This window comes from Nocardia araoensis NBRC 100135, from assembly GCF_000308435.1.
In the GTDB taxonomy this organism is placed as follows: domain Bacteria; phylum Actinomycetota; class Actinomycetes; order Mycobacteriales; family Mycobacteriaceae; genus Nocardia; species Nocardia araoensis.
This window is the reverse complement of the sequence record NZ_BAFR01000235.1, coordinates 1-304: the sequence shown is the minus strand read 5'-3', so window position 1 is coordinate 304 and position 304 is coordinate 1. Positions and strand designations below refer to the sequence as shown.

At 64.8% G+C, this 304-nt stretch carries 1 protein-coding gene; it reads right to left on the bottom strand.

Going from position 1 to position 304, the window contains the following annotated elements; genetic code table 11:
- On the bottom strand, positions 1 to 200 hold a 200-nt coding region (locus ON21_RS30120), incomplete at its 3' end, for an IS110 family transposase (protein ID WP_157171019.1).
- Positions 201 to 304 lie beyond the last annotated feature (104 nt).

The following is a 304-nucleotide window of genomic DNA, read 5'->3' as shown; positions in this document are numbered from 1 at the left end:
GCCATCGGGCTGGTCAGATCGATCGCCCACCACACCCGGTCGGCGGCCTGGCCGGCACGGGCGATCAACGCCTCGATCGCGGCCTGGTCATTACCGAACTTCTGACTGAACACCGTCTTGCCGGTCTCATCGACCCCGCACGCGTGATGCGCGTGCTTGCCGACATCGATCCCGACCCAGATCTGAGGGCGAGTTGCCACCCACATGCTCCTGACCTTGCAGTTCCAGCCCGTGGACAACCCCGCCGTCAGATCCCTAACCAGCGACGACCGCAACAAGCTCTCAATCAGCAGCCGGAGCGTCC